Source organism: Neiella litorisoli (assembly GCF_014773395.1).
GTDB classification, from domain to species: domain Bacteria; phylum Pseudomonadota; class Gammaproteobacteria; order Enterobacterales; family Neiellaceae; genus Neiella; species Neiella litorisoli.
On the sequence record NZ_JACXAF010000038.1, the window covers coordinates 1 to 16,546 of the forward strand.

General features: G+C 49.4%; 13 protein-coding genes and 1 tRNA gene. All 14 read left to right on the top strand.

Annotation, left to right across the window (positions count from 1 at the left end):
* On the top strand, positions 1-121 hold a 121-nt coding region (locus IC617_RS18475), incomplete at its 5' end, for an EF-Tu C-terminal domain-related protein (RefSeq protein WP_224746127.1).
* 185 nt (positions 122-306) lie between these two features.
* Positions 307-383 (top strand) — tRNA-Trp (locus IC617_RS18480).
* 75 nt (positions 384-458) lie between these two features.
* The gene (gene secE / locus IC617_RS18485; RefSeq protein ID WP_191146472.1) at positions 459-839 is read left to right on the top strand and encodes a preprotein translocase subunit SecE; all 381 of its coding nucleotides are present in this window, start codon (positions 459-461) and stop codon (positions 837-839) included.
* 1 nt (position 840) lies between these two features.
* Positions 841-1,392, top strand: a complete 552-nt coding sequence (gene nusG / locus IC617_RS18490; protein WP_191146473.1) for a transcription termination/antitermination protein NusG — start codon at positions 841-843, stop codon at positions 1,390-1,392.
* A gap of 115 nt (positions 1,393-1,507) precedes the next feature.
* On the top strand, positions 1,508-1,936 hold the full coding sequence (rplK, locus tag IC617_RS18495; protein WP_191146474.1) for a 50S ribosomal protein L11: 429 nt from the start codon (positions 1,508-1,510) through the stop codon (positions 1,934-1,936).
* A gap of 5 nt (positions 1,937-1,941) precedes the next feature.
* The gene (gene rplA / locus IC617_RS18500) at positions 1,942-2,640 is read left to right on the top strand and encodes a 50S ribosomal protein L1 (RefSeq protein WP_191146475.1); all 699 of its coding nucleotides are present in this window, start codon (positions 1,942-1,944) and stop codon (positions 2,638-2,640) included.
* Positions 2,641-2,894: 254 nt separating this feature from the next.
* The gene (rplJ, locus tag IC617_RS18505; protein ID WP_191146476.1) at positions 2,895-3,389 is read left to right on the top strand and encodes a 50S ribosomal protein L10; all 495 of its coding nucleotides are present in this window, start codon (positions 2,895-2,897) and stop codon (positions 3,387-3,389) included.
* A gap of 64 nt (positions 3,390-3,453) precedes the next feature.
* Positions 3,454-3,822: a 50S ribosomal protein L7/L12 gene (rplL, locus tag IC617_RS18510; RefSeq protein WP_191146477.1), complete on the top strand. Its 369-nt coding sequence runs from the start codon at positions 3,454-3,456 to the stop codon at positions 3,820-3,822.
* 205 nt (positions 3,823-4,027) lie between these two features.
* On the top strand, positions 4,028-8,056 hold the full coding sequence (rpoB, locus tag IC617_RS18515) for a DNA-directed RNA polymerase subunit beta (RefSeq protein ID WP_191146478.1): 4,029 nt from the start codon (positions 4,028-4,030) through the stop codon (positions 8,054-8,056).
* A gap of 78 nt (positions 8,057-8,134) precedes the next feature.
* Complete coding sequence (gene rpoC / locus IC617_RS18520) at positions 8,135-12,340, top strand: DNA-directed RNA polymerase subunit beta' (RefSeq protein WP_191146479.1); 4,206 nt, start codon at positions 8,135-8,137, stop codon at positions 12,338-12,340.
* 186 nt (positions 12,341-12,526) lie between these two features.
* A complete protein-coding gene (rpsL, locus tag IC617_RS18525) occupies positions 12,527-12,901 on the top strand; it encodes a 30S ribosomal protein S12 (protein ID WP_087507685.1) in 375 nt (124 codons plus the stop codon).
* Between the two features lie 76 nt (positions 12,902-12,977).
* Positions 12,978-13,451: a 30S ribosomal protein S7 gene (rpsG, locus tag IC617_RS18530; RefSeq protein WP_191146480.1), complete on the top strand. Its 474-nt coding sequence runs from the start codon at positions 12,978-12,980 to the stop codon at positions 13,449-13,451.
* A gap of 68 nt (positions 13,452-13,519) precedes the next feature.
* Complete coding sequence (gene fusA / locus IC617_RS18535) at positions 13,520-15,634, top strand: elongation factor G (protein ID WP_191146481.1); 2,115 nt, start codon at positions 13,520-13,522, stop codon at positions 15,632-15,634.
* 57 nt (positions 15,635-15,691) lie between these two features.
* The coding region (gene tuf / locus IC617_RS18540; protein WP_191145586.1) for an elongation factor Tu at positions 15,692-16,546 on the top strand (855 nt) is incomplete at its 3' end.

Consider the following 16,546-nt stretch of genomic DNA (forward strand, 5'->3'; position numbering starts at 1 on the left):
TAACATCAAGATGGTTGTTGAGTTGATCAACCCAATCGCGATGGACGAAGGTCTGCGTTTCGCAATCCGTGAAGGTGGCCGTACCGTAGGTGCGGGTGTTGTAGCTTCTATCATCGAATAAGATAGACGGTTATAACCATCTTAAAAAGGCTGCCCTCGGGCGGCCTTTTGTGGTAGAACAGCTTCCCTGATTCAATTCAGGCAAAAGGTATCTATTCCAGCAAGTATTGGTACTTCGTTGCTAAGTGCTTGATGGAATTGGTATAAACTAATTTGATTTATCGTCATTAGACGAATAATCGACGTAGGGCAGTAGTTCCAATTGGTAGAACAGCGGTCTCCAAAACCGATGGTTGGGGGTTCGAGTCCCTCCTGCCCTGCCATGTTATGAGTCAAACCTCGCGCTCGAGCGAATCGGCCGCGGGGTGTTGTTGTCTTTTAGAAAAAAGGTATGAGTAATGAGTGCGAATCCTGAAGCCAGCACGAATTCGTCAATGGATGGTCTGAAGTGGGGCTTGGTTTTTATCCTTCTCGGCGGTGCCGTTGTTGGTAACTACATGCTGGCCGATTTGTCGGTCGCACTGCGTGTTGCTGGCGTTATCGTTTTGATCGCTGTTGCCCTTGTTGTTGCTGCTCAAACGAGTAAAGGTCAGACTGCCGTTGCGTTCGCAAAAGAATCTCGTACCGAAGTGCGCAAGGTTGTTTGGCCAACACGCCAAGAAGCAGTGCAAACAACTCTAATCGTTTTTGCAGTCACGGCCATCATGGCACTGTTGCTGTGGGGCTTAGACGCGATTCTGGTTCGCGTTGTGGCTTTCATCACTGGAGTAGGTAGCTAATATGAGCGAGCAGCAAGAACCGAAAAAACGTTGGTACGTTGTACAAGCATTTTCTGGCTTTGAAATGCGTGTACAAAAGTCGCTGCTAGAGCACATTAAAATGCACGGCATGGAAGACCAGTTCGGTGAAGTGCTAGTTCCGACCGAAGAAGTGGTCGAGATGCGTGCAGGCCAAAAACGTAAGAGTGAGCGTAAGTTCTTCCCAGGTTATGTATTAGTGGAAATGGTGATGAACGATGCCACTTGGCACTTGGTTCGTAACATTCCGCGAGTATTGGGCTTTATTGGCGGTACCAGTGACCGTCCAGCGCCGATCTCCAAGGCTGAAGCAGACCGCATTCTGAATCGCCTTGAAGAATCGACCGATAAGCCAAGACCAAAAACTTTGTTCGAAGTGGGCGAAGTGGTTCGTGTTATCGACGGTCCGTTTGCCGACTTCAACGGCGTAGTCGAAGAAGTGGATTACGAAAAGAGCCGAGTAAAAGTATCGGTTCTGATCTTCGGTCGTTCTACGCCGGTTGAGTTGGAATTTGCTCAAGTAGAAAAAAGCTGATCAAATTTTCAGCAAAGCTATTGTCTAAGGGCGCGAATTACATTAGAATTCGCGCCCTACTTTTAGGGGAGCTTGCTATTTCAGTAAGCGCCTGAACCCAAAACTGAGGTATATCATGGCTAAGAAAGTCGAAGCATATATCAAGCTGCAAGTAGCGGCTGGTATGGCAAACCCAAGTCCTCCGGTTGGTCCGGCACTGGGTCAGCACGGTGTTAACATCATGGAATTCTGTAAAGCGTTCAACGCCAAAACAGATTCTTTGGAAAAAGGTGCTCCAGTACCTGTTGTTATCACTGTATACAACGATCGTTCATTCACTTTTGAAACGAAAACTCCACCAGCATCTTACCTGCTGAAAAAAGCAGCAGGCATCAAAAGCGGTTCTGGCGTACCTAACAAAACTAAAGTTGGTACCGTTACCCGCGCTCAGCTGGAAGAAATCGTGAAGATGAAAGAGCCTGACCTGACTGCTGCTTCTATGGATGCTGCTGTCCGCACTATCGCCGGCTCTGCTCGTGCGATGGGCTTGAACGTAGAGGACTAATGACAATGGCTAAATTAACTAAGCGTATGAAAGCGGTTCGTGAGAAAGTGAACCCAACTCAAAATTACGAAATCAATGAAGCCATTGCGCTGTTGAAAGAATTAGCAACTGCTAAGTTCGTAGAAAGCGTAGACGCAGCAGTAAACTTGGGTGTTGACCCTCGTAAATCTGACCAAAACGTTCGTGGTGCTACTGTATTGCCACACGGTACTGGTCGTACTGTTCGCGTTGCTGTATTCACTCAAGGCGCAAACGCCGAAGCTGCTAAAGAAGCTGGTGCTGATTTGGTTGGCATGGACGACTTGGCCGACGCAGTGAAAAAAGGCGAGATGGACTTTGACGTTGTTGTTGCTTCTCCGGATGCAATGCGCGTTGTTGGTCAGTTGGGTCAAATCTTAGGTCCACGCGGCCTGATGCCAAACCCAAAAACTGGCACTGTAACGCCTAACGTTGCTGATGCAGTTAAAAATGCTAAAGCGGGCCAGATCCGCTACCGCAACGACAAAAACGGCATTATCCACACCACTATTGGTAAAGCAGATTTCACTGCTGAACAGATCCAAGAGAACTTGGAAGCCCTGTTGGTTGCTTTGAAGAAAGCCCAGCCTGCTTCTGCTAAAGGTCAGTTCATCAAGAAAGTGAGCCTGTCTACCACTATGGGTGCGGGTGTTGCGATTGACCAAGCGACTCTGAAGCTGGTCTAAAAAATTGGCGAATCCTGACGTTATGGTTATAATGTCGGGCTCGCAGCGGGTTGGGTCGAATTTATTCGGCCCCATCCAAGACCGTAGGTGTCGGATTTCTATAGCAATATAGAGAAAAGGCTTAATTTCCTACGCAGATGGTGGGACCCCAGGACAAGACATCTTGCACCTGGTTTTATCACCAACAAGCTTTTCGATTTTCGAAAAGTTGTTTTGTTACCGAGATCATTCGGAATAACCAGGAGTAAAAGCCAATGGCATTAAATCTCGAAGGCAAAAAAGCGATTGTCGCTGAAGTCAACGAGGCAGCCAAAGGCGCTCTTTCAGCTGTTGTTGCTGACGCACGTGGTGTAACGGTAGATGCCATTACTGCATTGCGTAAAGAAGCCCGCGAAGCCGGCGTTTCTATGCGCGTTGTACGTAACACTCTGGCTCGCCGTGCACTTCAAGGTACTGATTATGAGTGCCTGACTGACGTGTTTGTAGGCCCAACGTTGATTGCTTTCTCTGCTGAGCACCCAGGTGCGGCAGCGCGTATTTTCAAAGACTTTGCTAAGAAGCAAGACGCCTTTGAAATCAAAGCAGCAGCCTTTGAAGGTGCTGTTGTTGACGCTGAAATGCTGGCTTCACTGCCAACATACGACGAAGCAATCGCGAAGCTGATGAGCGTTCTGAAAGAAGCCTCTGCTGGCAAACTGGTTCGCACTATTGCGGCCGTTCGCGACCAGAAAGAAGCCGAAGCCGCTTAATCGGCTTAGCTATTACAGATTTAACGAACAACCATTGTTCACTAGTTTTTAGGAATATAGAGTCATGTCTATCACTCAAGAGCAAATCATCGACGCAGTTGCAGAGATGTCAGTAAAAGACGTAGTTGAGCTGATCACTGCGATGGAAGAAAAATTCGGCGTTACTGCAGCTGCTGCAGTTGTTGCTGGCCCAGGTGCTGGTGGCGAAGCTGCTGAAGAGAAAACTGAATTTGACGTAGTACTTGCTGGTATCGGCGGCAACAAAGTTGCTGTGATTAAAGCAGTACGTGGCGCAACTGGTCTTGGCCTGAAAGAAGCCAAAGGCTTGGTTGAAAGCGCTCCAGCTCCGATCAAAGAAGCTGTGTCTAAAGAAGAAGCAGAAGAACTCAAGAAAGCACTTGAAGAAGCTGGTGCTGAAGTTGAGATCAAATAAGCTGTTATTTGACAGCTTAGCCGCCTGAATAGGCGAGGGCTGGTGACTTTTCGGTCACCGGCCTTTTTGCGCTCAGGGACGGTATTAATTTCGCGTCATTTATGATGCCGTTCCGCTGGCTTTGCCAGCTTACAAAATGACGTAATTCTAGGTCACCTCTAACGAGGTGGAAGTGGGTCACGTATCAGCGAGCTGAGGAACCCGAATGGTTTACTCTTACACTGAGAAGAAACGAATCCGTAAGGATTTTGGTAAACGTCCAAAGGTACTTGACGTACCGTTTCTCCTGTCTATTCAACTGGATTCATTCCGTAAATTCATTGACATCGATCCAGACGGTCAATACGGCTTGGAAGCCGCATTCCGCTCTGTGTTCCCGATTAAGAGCTACTCAGGTAACTCGGAGCTGCAATATGTCAGCTACCGCCTGGGTGAGCCAGTTTTTGATGTCAAAGAGTGTCAAATTCGCGGAGTGACTTATTCAGCGCCATTGCGCGTGAAGCTGCGTCTCGTTCTGTACGATCGCGAAGCTGCTCCAGGGACGGTGAAGGACATTAAAGAACAGGAAGTCTACATGGGAGAAATCCCATTGATGACCGACAATGGTACCTTTGTTATCAATGGTACAGAGCGGGTCATCGTTTCTCAGTTACACCGTAGTCCGGGTGTGTTCTTTGACCACGACCGTGGTAAAACGCACTCGTCCGGTAAAGTGCTGTATAACGCGCGCGTTATTCCTTACCGTGGTTCTTGGTTGGACTTCGAGTTCGACCCGAAAGACAACTTGTATGTCCGTATCGACCGTCGTCGTAAGTTACCAGCCTCGATTATCCTTCGTGCCCTTGATTACAGCACTGAAGAGATTCTGGCTGCGTTCTTTGAAACCACTCAGATCCGTATTTCTGGCAAGAAAGTTAAGATGGCTATTTCACCAGCGCAATTGCGTGGTGAGACTGCAACATTCGATCTGATTGGCACCGACGGTGAAGTCATCGTTGAAAAAGGCCGTCGCATTACTGCTCGCCATGTTAAGACCATGGAAAAACAAGAGCTGAGCGACATCGAAGTACCGCTGGAGTACTTGGTTGGTAAAGTTTCTGCGACTGAGCATGTCAACAAAGAAACTGGTGAAGTGATCGTTGCTGCCAACGATGAACTGACTTTAGAAAACATCGCTGAAATGTCGCAAGCCGGCATTAAGAAGTTCGAGGTGCTATACACCAACGAACTCGATAGCGGTGCTTACATGTCAGATACCGTGCGCATCGACTCAACCTCTAATCGCCTCGAAGCCTTGGTTGAAATCTACCGCATGATGCGTCCAGGTGAGCCGCCAACACGCGAAGCTGCTGAGACCCTGTTCCAAAACCTGTTCTTCTCTGAAGAACGTTATGACCTGTCGACTGTTGGCCGGATGAAGTTCAACAGCCGCTTGGATCGTGACAGCATCGAAGGCGAAGGCGTACTCAGCAAAGATGACATCGTTGATGTCATGAAGAAACTGATCGACATCCGTAACGGTAAAGACGAAGTGGACGATATTGACCACTTGGGTAACCGTCGTGTTCGTTCGGTTGGCGAAATGGCGGAAAACCAATTCCGTGTTGGTCTGGTTCGTGTTGAGCGTGCTGTTCGCGAACGTCTGAGCTTGGGTGACCTAGACGCCCTAATGCCTCAAGATTTGATCAATGCCAAGCCAATCAGTGCAGCGGTGAAAGAATTCTTTGGTTCAAGCCAGCTGTCTCAGTTCATGGACCAAAACAACCCGTTGTCTGAAGTGACGCACAAGCGTCGTATTTCTGCCTTGGGCCCAGGTGGTTTGACTCGTGAACGTGCCGGCTTTGAGGTCCGTGACGTACACCCAACGCACTATGGTCGCGTTTGTCCAATTGAGACCCCTGAAGGTCCAAACATTGGTCTGATTAACTCGCTGTCTTCGTATGCTCGTACTAACGATTATGGTTTCCTTGAAACTGCTTATCGTAAAGTAGTTGACGGTGTCGTAACCGACGACGTCGAATACCTGTCAGCGATCGAAGAAGGCGGCAACGTGATTGCTCAGGCGAACGCTGCCACCGACGAAAATGGCCGCTTGACCGAAGAGTTGGTAACTGCTCGCTGTAAAGGTGAAACAGAGCTGTTCCCAGCATCTGAAATCACTTACATGGACGTGTCACCACAGCAGATCGTATCGGTTGCTGCGTCAATGATTCCGTTCTTGGAACACGATGATGCCAACCGTGCCTTGATGGGCGCGAACATGCAACGTCAGGCGGTGCCAACATTGCGCGCTGATAAGCCGCTGGTTGGTACTGGTATGGAGAAAACTGTTGCAGTTGACTCCGGCGTAACTGTTGTTGCCAAGCGTGGCGGTGTGGTTGATTACGTCGATGCAAGCCGCATCGTAATTAAGGTTGACGAAGAAGAGTTGGTACCGGGCGAAGCGGGTATTGATATCTACAACCTGACCAAATACACCCGTTCTAACCAGAACACCTGCATCAATCAGAAACCAACTTGTAAAGTAGGTGAGCCGATTGTTCGTGGTGATGTGCTGGCAGACGGTCCTTCTACTGACATGGGTGAGCTGGCGCTGGGTCAAAACATGCGCGTTGCCTTCATGCCGTGGAATGGTTACAACTTTGAGGATTCAATCCTCATTTCTGAGCGTGTCGCTGAAGAAGATCGCTTCACTACCATTCACATTCAGGAACTGTCTTGTATCGCTCGTGATACCAAGCTGGGTACTGAAGAGATCACTGCTGATATTCCAAACGTTGGTGAGTCTGCGCTATCGAAGCTGGACGAATCAGGCGTGGTTTACATCGGTGCGGAAGTGAAAGGTGGCGACATTCTGGTTGGTAAGGTAACGCCTAAAGGCGAGACCCAACTGACACCAGAAGAAAAACTGCTGCGTGCCATCTTCGGTGAGAAAGCGTCTGATGTGAAAGACAGCTCACTGCGGGTACCGAACTCTGTCTCTGGTACCGTTCTTGACGTCCAGGTCTTCACCCGTGATGGTGTCGAAAAAGACAAGCGCGCGCTGGAAATCGAAGAGATGCAACTCAAGCAAGTCAAGAAAGACTTGGACGACGAGTTCACCATCCTTGAAAACGGCATCTACAGCCGTGCTAAGCAATTGTTGCTGAGCAATGGTTTTGATGAAGCACAATTGGCAGGCGTATCGCGTGATCAATGGCTGACTCAGTCACTGACCGATGAAAATGCTCAGATGGATCTCGAATCGATCGCCGCTCAGTATGCTGAATTGAAAGATGAGTTCGATGCTAAGTATGACCTCAAGCGCCGCAAGATCACTCAAGGTGATGATTTGGCGCCGGGCGTTCTCAAGATCGTTAAGGTTTACCTCGCGGTTAAACGTCGCCTGCAGCCAGGTGACAAGATGGCGGGTCGTCACGGTAACAAGGGTGTGATTTCGACCATTCAGCCGGTTGAAGACATGCCATACGATGAAAACGGCGTACCGGTAGATATCGTGCTGAACCCACTGGGCGTACCGTCGCGTATGAACATTGGTCAGATCCTCGAGACTCACTTAGGTATGGCGGCTAAAGGCATTGGTGACAAGATCAACCGGATGCTCGAAGAGCAACGTGCGATTGCCGAGATGCGCGATTTCCTGAAGCAGGTTTACACCTTAGGTGAAGTGTTGCAGGAAGTGGATATCGACAACTTCTCTGATGACGAAGTGTTGCGTCTTGCTGGCAACCTGAAAAAAGGTCTACCGATTGCCACGCCAGTGTTTGACGGTGCCAAAGAGTCTGAAATCAAGGCGCTACTGGAGCTGGGTGATATCCCAACGTCTGGTCAGATCACCTTGTACGATGGCCGTACCGGCAACAGCTTTGAGCGTCCTGTGACCGTTGGTTACATGTACATGCTGAAACTGAACCACTTGGTTGATGACAAGATGCACGCACGTTCAACCGGTTCGTACAGCCTGGTTACACAGCAGCCGCTGGGTGGTAAAGCTCAGTTCGGTGGTCAGCGCTTCGGTGAGATGGAAGTGTGGGCACTGGAAGCATACGGTGCTGCGTATACCCTGCAGGAAATGCTGACCGTGAAATCGGACGACGTGAATGGCCGGACCAAGATGTATAAGAACATCGTGGATGGCGACCACAGAATGGAGCCTGGCATGCCAGAATCTTTCAACGTATTGCTGAAAGAAATCCGTTCTCTGGGTATCAACATTGAGCTGGAAACTGAGTAACCAGCCCGATTGACAAACGCCGCGGTGCGGCTCATTGAGCCGCACCAGACTGAGCCACTCCTTGAAGGAGAGAATTAGGTGAAAGATTTAGTAAAGCTGTTTAAACAGCAGACCCAGTCTGAAGAGTTCGATGGTATTAAAATCGGCCTAGCTTCAGCTGACCAGATCCGCAGCTGGTCGTTTGGTGAGGTGAAAAAGCCTGAAACCATTAACTATCGTACGTTCAAACCTGAGCGTGATGGTTTGTTCTGCGCCCGAATTTTCGGTCCTGTTAAGGACTACGAGTGCTTGTGTGGTAAATACAAGCGTCTCAAGCACCGTGGTGTGATTTGTGAGAAGTGTGGCGTTGAAGTCACTGTCACCAAAGTGCGCCGTGAGCGCATGGGTCACATTGAACTGGCCTCGCCAGTTGCCCACATCTGGTTCTTGAAGTCACTGCCAAGCCGCATCGGTTTGTTGCTGGATATGACCCTGCGTGATATCGAGCGCGTGCTGTACTTCGAATCATTCGTGGTAACCGAGCCAGGTATGACTAACCTTGAGCGCGGCCAATTGCTGACTGAAGAAACCTATCTGGATTCTTTGGAAGAGCACGGTGATGACTTTGAAGCCAAGATGGGTGCTGAAGCTATCTTGGATCTGCTAAAAGAAATTGATTTGGCAGCAGAAATCGAAGCGATGCGTGAAGAGTTGCCTACCATCAACTCTGAAACCAAGCGTAAGAAAGTGACCAAGCGCTTGAAACTGATGGAAGCATTCCACTTCTCTGGCAACAAGCCGGAGTGGATGATCATGACGGTACTGCCTGTACTGCCACCTGATCTGCGCCCATTGGTACCGTTGGATGGTGGCCGTTTTGCCACATCTGACTTGAATGACTTGTACCGCCGTGTGATCAACCGTAATAACCGTTTGAAGCGTCTGTTGGATCTGGCTGCCCCAGATATCATCGTTCGCAACGAAAAACGTATGTTGCAAGAAGCGGTTGATGCCCTGCTTGATAACGGCCGCCGTGGCCGTGCCATTACTGGTTCTAACAAGCGCCCTCTGAAATCTTTGGCCGACATGATCAAAGGTAAGCAAGGTCGTTTCCGTCAGAACTTGTTGGGTAAGCGTGTTGATTACTCAGGCCGTTCGGTTATCACCGTTGGTCCTACCCTGAAATTGCACCAGTGTGGTCTTCCTAAGAAGATGGCATTGGAACTGTTTAAACCATTTATCTACGGCAAGTTAGAAGGCCGCGGTTTAGCGACCACCATCAAAGCTGCCAAGAAGATGGTTGAGCGCGAACTGCCAGAAGTATGGGACGTTCTTGACGAAGTCATTCGTGAGCACCCAGTACTGCTGAACCGTGCACCGACGCTTCACCGTTTGGGTATCCAAGCGTTTGAACCGGTCCTGATTGAAGGTAAGGCGATTCAGCTGCACCCATTGGTTTGTGCGGCATACAACGCCGACTTCGATGGTGACCAAATGGCGGTTCACGTTCCTCTGACGCTCGAAGCGCAGCTTGAAGCTCGCTCGCTGATGATGGCATCGAACAACATTTTGTCACCAGCTAACGGTGAGCCAATTATCGTTCCGTCTCAGGACGTTGTTTTGGGTCTGTACTACATGACTCGCGACAAGGTAAACGGTAAAGGCGAAGGCATGTTGCTGGCTGATTACCAAGAAGCAGAGAAAGCGTACCGCACCGGTAACGCCGAGCTTCACTCGCGCGTCAAAGTCCGGATCCGCTCTGTCGAGATCGACGAAGCTGGCAACCGCACTGAGAAGTTCGAACTCAAAGACACCACAGTTGGTCGTGCAATCCTTTGGAATATCATTCCCGATGGCCTGCCGTTTGAGCTGGTTGACCAAGCACTGGGTAAGAAGCAGATCTCTAAGTTGATCAACGCTTGTTACCGTAAGCTGGGTCTAAAAGACACGGTTATCTTTGCTGACCAATTGATGTACACCGGTTTCCACTACGCGATGATCTCTGGTTCATCGGTTGGTGTTGACGACATGGTGATCCCAGATGCCAAAGCGGACATTCTGGAAGCGGCCGAATCTGAAGTCGCTGAGATCCAAGAGCAGTTCCAATCTGGTTTGGTGACTGCTGGTGAGCGTTACAACAAAGTGATTGATATCTGGTCATCGGCTAACGAGAAACTCTCAAAAGCGATGATGGACAACCTCAAAACCGACATTGTGATCAACCGCGACGGTGAAGAGGAAGAACAAGCCTCGTTTAACAGCATCTACATGATGGCTGACTCAGGCGCTCGTGGTAGTGCCGCCCAGATCCGTCAGTTGGCCGCAATGCGTGGTCTGATGGCGAAACCAGATGGCTCTATTATTGAAACGCCAATTACCGCGAACTTCCGTGAAGGTCTTGACGTACTCCAGTACTTCATCTCAACCCACGGTGCGCGTAAAGGTTTGGCCGATACCGCATTGAAGACCGCGAACTCGGGTTACCTAACCCGTCGTTTGGTTGACGTCGCACAAGACTTGGTGATCACCGAGGGTGACTGTGGCACGGAAGAAGGTTTGGTCATGAAGCCGCTGATTGAAGGTGGTGACGTGGTTGAGCCGCTGCGTGAGCGCGTACTGGGTCGAGTGCTGGCTGCTGATGTTATCAAGCCAGGTACTGAAGACGAAGTCTTGCTGACTCGTAACACCCTGATCAACGAGAAACTTTGTGACCTGTTAGAAGAAAACAGCGTCGATGAAGTGCTGGTTCGCTCGGTTATCACCTGTCAAACCGACTTTGGTGTTTGTGCTAACTGTTATGGTCGCGACTTGGCTCGTGGTCATAAAGTGGGTAAAGGTGAAGCGGTTGGTGTTGTTGCGGCGCAATCAATTGGTGAGCCGGGTACCCAGCTGACCATGCGTACCTTCCACATTGGTGGTGCGGCATCGCGTGCTTCTGCAGAAAACAGCATTCAAGTGAAGAACTCCGGTACGATCAAGCTGCACAACGCTAAGTTCGTTATCAATGGTGACGGCAAAGTGGTAGTCACGTCGCGTTCTACCGAGTTGACCGTGATTGATGACTTGGGCTTGGAGAAAGAGCGTTACAAGCTTCCGTATGGTTCGGTATTGACTAACGCCGAAGGCGCTAAGATTGAAGCGGGTACTGTGATCGCAAACTGGGATCCACACACGCACCCAATTATCACTGAAGTAGCGGGTACCATTAAGTTCGTTGATATGATCGACGGCGTTACCATTAGTAAGCAAACCGATGAATTGACCGGTTTGACTTCGATTGTGGTGATTGACCCATCACAGCGCCCGACCGCTGGTAAAGAAATCCGTCCAATGGTGAAATTGGTCGATGCCGCTGGTAACGACATCAACATCGCTGGTACTGATATTCCTGCGCAATACTTCTTGCCAGGTAATGCCATCGTTAATATGAACGATGGTGCTGAAGTTGGTGTTGGTGATGCCTTGGCACGTATTCCACAAGAAAGCTCGAAGACCCGTGATATTACCGGTGGTCTGCCACGCGTAGCTGACTTGTTCGAAGCCCGTAAGCCAAAAGATCCTGCCATCTTGGCGGAAATCACCGGTACCATCTCGTTCGGTAAAGAGACTAAAGGTAAGCGCCGTTTGGTGATTACTCCGAATGAAGGTGACGCATACGAAGAAATGATTCCGAAGTGGCGCCAGCTGAACGTGTTCGAAGGTGAACAAGTGCAGCGTGGTGAAGTGATTGCTGATGGTCCAGAAGCGCCGCAAGACATCTTGCGTCTGCGTGGCATCTCAGAAGTTGCTAACTACATCGTTAACGAAGTGCAGGACGTTTACCGTCTGCAGGGTGTGAAAATCAATGATAAGCACATTGAGGTAATCATCCGTCAGATGCTGCGTAAGTGCACCATTCTCGATGGCGGCGATTCAGAATTCTTGGCTGGTGAACAAGTTGAAGTGGCGCGCGTTAATATCGCCAACCGCGACTTGGAAGCAGAAGGCAAGCAACCTGCGAAGTACGACCATGACTTGCTCGGTATTACCAAAGCAAGCTTGGCAACTGAAAGCTTCATCTCAGCTGCCTCGTTCCAGGAGACTACTCGGGTTCTGACTGAAGCTGCAGTAAGCGGTAAGAAAGACGACCTACGTGGCCTCAAAGAGAACGTCATTGTTGGTCGCTTGATCCCTGCCGGTACTGGTTTCGCCTATCACGAGAAGCGTCACCAAGGTAAAGGTACCGAAGAAGCAACAGGCCCAAGCATCGACGAAGCAAGTATTGCTTTGGCCGCTGCCTTGAGCTCAACCGACGACGCTGAATAATCGGCGTAACGGCAAATGAACAGGCAACTGTCATAAAATGATGGTCCCAGTGTGCTAAAAAGTTGAGCTCACTGGGACTGTTTGCTTGACAGCTCAAAAACTGCTCATTACAATTCCGCGGCCCCTAATAAGGGCGCGGATTTTTCATTTTTAGAGTAAACAAAACTAACTAGGAGCTAGTAGTTCATGGCAACTATTAACCAGTTGGTACGCAAGCCTCGTAAACGTCCAGTCGAAAAGACTAACGTTCCTGCGCTGGCTGCGTGTCCACAAAAGCGTGGTGTATGTACTCGCGTATATACTACTACCCCGAAAAAACCTAACTCAGCGTTGCGTAAAGTTTGTCGTGTACGTCTGACTAACGGTTTCGAAGTGACTTCCTACATCGGTGGTGAAGGTCACAACTTGCAAGAACACAGTGTTGTTCTGATTCGTGGCGGTCGTGTAAAAGACTTGCCAGGTGTGCGCTATCACACTGTACGTGGTGCCCTTGATACAGCCGGTGTTAATGACCGTCGCCAAGGCCGCTCTAAGTACGGTGCGAAAAAGCCTAAGTCTTAACGGTACTCCGTTAGTAAGGCCAAACTAAGCCACTTTATTGTTTTGGGTAATCCTGAATTAACCGGAGAATTGTAAAATGCCAAGACGTCGCGTCATCGGTCAACGTAAAATCCTGCCAGATCCTAAGTTTAAATCTGAGCTGTTGGCCAAATTTGTAAACATCCTTATGTTGGATGGTAAGAAATCAACTGCTGAAAAAATCGTTTACGGTGCGTTGGACATCATTTCTGAGAAGAAAGATGGTAACGACCCACTGGAACTGTTTGAAGCTGCGTTAGATAACGTTCGCCCAGCAGTGGAAGTGAAGAGCCGCCGTGTCGGTGGTTCAACCTATCAGGTGCCTGTCGAAGTACGTCCTGTACGTCGTAATGCTCTTGCTATGCGTTGGTTAGTTGAGTTTGCGCGTAAGCGCGGTGAAAAATCCATGGCCCAGCGTCTTGCTGGCGAAATGCTCGACGCAGCAGAGAACAAAGGTGCATCGGTTAAGAAACGTGAAGACGTTCACCGTATGGCCGAAGCGAACAAGGCGTTCGCTCACTACCGCTGGTAGTCACTTCATACTGTGGGTAGCCTGCCGGCTGCCCACGGTTTTCTGTACAGCTTAATACAGAGGAATTTATGGCTCGTACAACTCCCATTGAGCGTTACCGTAACATTGGTATCGTTGCTCACGTGGATGCAGGTAAAACGACCACTTCTGAGCGTGTTCTGTTCTACACCGGTCTGTCTCACAAAATTGGTGAGGTGCATGACGGTGCCGCTACCATGGATTGGATGGAGCAAGAACAAGAGCGCGGAATCACCATTACCTCTGCGGCCACTACCACCTTCTGGCGTGGTATGGATGGTCAGTTCCCAGAGCACCGCATTAACATCATCGACACCCCAGGTCACGTCGACTTTACAATTGAGGTAGAGCGTTCGTTACGTGTGCTCGATGGCGCTGTGGTTGTGTTCTGTGGCGCATCAGGCGTGGAGCCACAATCGGAAACGGTTTGGCGTCAGGCTGACAAGTATCACGTACCTCGGATGGTATTCGTGAACAAAATGGACCGAGCGGGCGCTGATTTCCTGCGTGTGGTCAATCAAATTGAAGATCGCTTGGGTGCGACGCCGGTACCAATTCAATTGAACATTGGTGCTGAAGAGCATTTCACCGGGGTGATCGATTTAATCAAGATGAAGGCGATTAACTGGAACGAAGCGGACCAGGGCACCACCTTCACTTACGAAGACATTCCTGCTGAGTTGCAAGACCTCGCTGATGAGTACCATGAAAAATTGGTAGAAGCAGCAGCGGAAGCAACCGAAGAAATGATGGAAAAGTACCTCGAAGACGGGGAGCTTTCCGAAGCTGAAATCAAACACGGTTTGCGTACTCGCACCCTGAACAATGAAATTGTTCTGGCGACTTGTGGTTCAGCATTTAAGAATAAAGGTGTTCAAGCGGTATTGGATGCCGTTGTTGAATACTTGCCAGCGCCAGTTGACGTGCCAGCCATTAAAGGCGTGGACGATGATGAGAAAGAAGTCGAGCGCCCAGCCGACGATAATGCTCCGTTCGCGGCGTTGGCATTTAAAATCGCCACCGACCCATTTGTTGGGACTTTGACCTTCTTCCGTTGTTATTCTGGAGTGGTCGCAACAGGCGATGCCGTATACAACTCGGTGAAGCAGAAGAAAGAGCGCTTTGGTCGTATTGTGCAAATGCACTCGAATGACCGTAAAGAAATCAAAGAAGTTCGCGCCGGAGATATTGCTGCGGCAATTGGCCTCAAAGATTGCACTACAGGTGATACCTTGTGTAACCCTGACCATAAAGTGATCCTTGAGCGGATGGAATTCCCAGAGCCGGTGATTTCGGTTGCTGTTGAACCAAGAACCAAAGCTGACCAAGAAAAAATGGGCATCGCTTTAGGTAAATTGGCTGCCGAAGATCCATCATTCCGAGTGGAAACTGATGAAGAATCCGGCCAGACCATCATCTCGGGCATGGGTGAACTTCACTTAGATATTATTGTCGATCGTATGAAGCGTGAATTTACCGTGGAATGTAATGTCGGCAAGCCACAAGTGGCTTATCGCGAAACAATTCGCGGCAGCGCCGAAGTGGAAGGCAAGTTTGTGCGTCAGTCCGGTGGACGTGGTCAATATGGTCATGTGTGGTTGCGGCTGGAGCCAAAAGAATTCGAAGGTGAAGAAGATTCACCATTCGAATTCGTCAATGAAATTGTTGGTGGCGTGGTACCAAAAGAATACATCCCGGCGGTATCCAAAGGCATCGAAGAACAAATGGAACAAGGTGTATTGGCTGGCTACCCACTGTTGGGTGTCAAGGCAACTTTGTTCGATGGTTCGTACCACGATGTTGACTCCAATGAGATGGCGTTTAAAATCGCTGCTTCAATGGGCTTTAAGAAAGGTGCGCTGGAAGCAAAGCCAGTACTCCTTGAGCCTATTATGAAAGTGGAAGTAACAACGCCAGAAGATTTCATGGGTGATGTTGTAGGTGACTTAAACCGTCGCCGCGGCATGATCGATGGTATGGATGACGGCGTTGCCGGCATGAAGATAGTTCGTGCACAGGTTCCGCTGGCTGAAATGTTCGGTTACGCAACTGATCTGCGTTCGCAAACGCAAGGTCGTGCGTCCTATTCTATGGAATTCCTGAAGTACAGTGACACTCCGGCGGCAGTTGCTAAAGGTGTGATTGAGGCACGTCAGGGTTATTAAAGTTCGGTCCGGTCTCACTGATACCGACCGGATTTTTTAACTTAAAGGTAAACGAAAGTGGCTAAAGAAAAATTTGAACGTAGTAAACCGCACGTAAACGTGGGCACCATCGGTCACGTTGACCATGGTAAAACTACTTTGACAGCAGCAATCACTAACGTACTTGCAAAAGTATATGGTGGTGAAGCAAAAGATTTCGCACAAATCGATAACGCTCCAGAAGAGCGTGAGCGTGGTATTACCATCGCAACTTCTCACGTAGAGTACGACACTCCGTCTCGTCACTACGCGCACGTTGACTGCCCAGGTCACGCTGACTACGTGAAAAACATGATTACCGGTGCTGCTCAAATGGACGGCGCGATTTTGGTAGTTGCTTCAACTGATGGCCCAATGCCACAGACTCGTGAGCACATCCTGTTGTCTCGTCAGGTTGGTGTACCTTTCATCATCGTATTCATGAACAAGTGTGACATGGTCGATGACGAAGAGTTGCTTGAGCTGGTAGAAATGGAAGTTCGTGAACTTCTTTCTGAGTACGACTTCCCAGGTGATGACTTGCCAGTGATCCAAGGTTCAGCTCTGAAAGCGCTTGAAGGCGAGAAAGAGTGGGAAGACAAGATTGTTGAGTTAGCCGAAGCGTTGGATTCATACATTCCAGAGCCAGAGCGTGACATTGACAAGCCATTCTTGCTGCCAATCGAAGACGTATTCTCAATCTCAGGCCGTGGTACTGTAGTAACCGGTCGTGTAGAGCGCGGTATCATTAACGTTGGTGACGAAGTAGAAATCGTAGGTGTTAAAGAGACCGCGACTACTACTTGTACTGGTGTTGAAATGTTCCGTAAGCTTCTTGACGAAGGCCGTGCGGGTGAGAACGTAGGTGTTCTTCTGCGTGGTACTAAGCGTGAC